This is a genomic window from Microvirga sesbaniae, assembly GCF_025460805.1.
In the GTDB taxonomy this organism is placed as follows: domain Bacteria; phylum Pseudomonadota; class Alphaproteobacteria; order Rhizobiales; family Beijerinckiaceae; genus Microvirga; species Microvirga sesbaniae.
This window is the reverse complement of the sequence record NZ_JAMXFJ010000112.1, coordinates 1-1,407: the sequence shown is the minus strand read 5'-3', so window position 1 is coordinate 1,407 and position 1,407 is coordinate 1. Positions and strand designations below refer to the sequence as shown.

Sequence of the window (1,407 nt, the reverse complement as noted above, 5' to 3'; positions counted from 1 at the left end):
AGGTTAATGCAACATGGGGTTATTCCGGGCCTGGTGCCCTTCGACGGTAAAGTAGGGTCTGATGTGATCAGGCCAAACTGGAAGCCAACGGAGAGTATCCTCATGAAGCAGTATGTCGGATTGGATGTATCGCTGGAGCAGACAGCCGTCTGCATTGTCGATGAGCATGGGAAGGCGCTCTGGCGCGGCAAATGCGCCTCGACGCCCGAGGCCATTGCGGCAGTCGTCAAAGCGAGAGCGCCGCATGTGGTGCGGATTGGCCTGGAAAGCGGCCCGCTGTCGACATGGCACTGGCATGAGTTGAAGAAACACGGCTTGCCTGTGATTTGTCTGGACGCCCGCCATGCCAAGGCAGCGCTGTCCCTGCAGGTGAACAAGACCGACCCGAATGATGCGCTCGGTCTGGCACAAATCGTGCGCACGGGCTGGTATCGGGAGGTCACCGTCAAGAGCTTGGACAGCCAAGTGATCCGTAGCTTCCTCAGCTCACGAGCCCGTCTGGTCGAGGTGCGTGTCGACCTGATTAACCAGATCCGCGGCATGCTCAAGCCCTTTGGTCTGGTCGCCGGCAAGGGAGGCCGTCAGCCCTTTGTTGACCGCGTGCGCGAACTGGTAGCCGATGGGCCACTGAAGGATGCTGTTGAGGCCCTCCTGACAGCCTTGCAGGAGGTCAGCCGGCAAATCGGCATCCTCTCCCGTCGCCTCATGGCTCTGGCACGACAGAACCAAGCGGCTCGGCGGCTCATGACGGCTCCTGGCGTCGGCTCACTCGTGGCATTGGCGTATATCAGCGTCATCGATGCGCCGGAACGGTTCTCGAAGTCCTCGAGTGTGGGAGCTTATCTTGGTCTGACCCCGCGACGCTACCAGTCGGGCGAGGTCGACCGGAGCGGGCGGATCTCGAAATGCGGCGATCCGCTCCTGCGAACCTACCTCTTTGAGGCGGCGGGCATCATTCTCAACCGCGTCTCGCGCTGGTCGTCGATCAAGGCGTGGGGGACGCGGCTCGCCAGGAAGGTCGGTGGAAAGAAGGCCATGGTGGCGGTCGCCCGTAAGCTGTCGGTCATCCTCCACAGAATGTGGCACGATGGTACCGACTTCCGCTGGTCCAACAAGGAGGGCCTGCCGGCATGAGATTGTAGCTCACGAGATCCGCCCCCTGGCGGAGTGATGTCCCTTGTCGGGACGAGGCAGCAGCCATCGCGTGGGCACCGTTGCGGCCTGAAACCTGAACCTCAGGGAGCAGATTGACCGCGTATGCAACATGGCGAGGCTGAGGCTTCCGACCCCATCATGCGGCGGTGTTTGCCGACCACGGAGAGAACCATGACCCGACAGGTGATATCAGCCGAAATGACGGAAAGGGCCGCTCAAAGGGCTTGACCAGGATCCCCGGAATAAGAGAAC

Annotated in this window: 1 protein-coding gene; it reads left to right on the top strand. The window is 61.3% G+C overall.

Going from position 1 to position 1,407, the window contains the following annotated elements:
* Positions 1-102 precede the first annotated feature (102 nt).
* Entirely contained in the window at positions 103-1,134 is a 1,032-nt protein-coding gene (locus tag OCW50_RS33025; protein ID WP_210805773.1) for an IS110 family RNA-guided transposase, read from the top strand.
* Positions 1,135-1,407 lie beyond the last annotated feature (273 nt).

Bases quoted from the DNA above. Each gene is read 5' to 3' on its own strand.
- OCW50_RS33025 (WP_210805773.1), top strand. From the start codon at position 103: ATGAAGCAGTATGTCGGATTGGATGTATCGCTGGAGCAGACAGCCGTC.